Here is a 255-nt window from a genome sequence, read left to right as displayed (position 1 = left end):
ACGTCGACCATGGCAAGACGTCGCTGACGGCTGCGATCACGAAGTACTTCGGCGAGTACAAGGCCTACGACCAGATCGACGCGGCGCCGGAGGAGAAGGCGCGCGGCATCACGATCTCGACGGCGCACGTGGAATACGAGACGGCGGCGCGGCACTATGCCCACGTCGACTGCCCGGGCCACGCCGACTACGTGAAGAACATGATCACGGGTGCCGCGCAGATGGACGGCGCGATCCTGGTGGTTTCGGCCGCCG

At 66.3% G+C, this 255-nt stretch carries 1 protein-coding gene; it reads left to right on the top strand.

From position 1 onward, the window contains the following. The coding region (locus tag ABGN05_RS30155; protein WP_367957754.1) for a GTP-binding protein at positions 1-255 on the top strand (255 nt) is incomplete at both ends.

Source organism: Aquibium pacificum, from assembly GCF_040839445.1.
GTDB lineage: Bacteria > Pseudomonadota > Alphaproteobacteria > Rhizobiales > Rhizobiaceae > Aquibium > Aquibium pacificus.
Note: the sequence above shows the minus strand (reverse complement) of the source record. Positions and strands in the feature narration are given on the sequence as shown.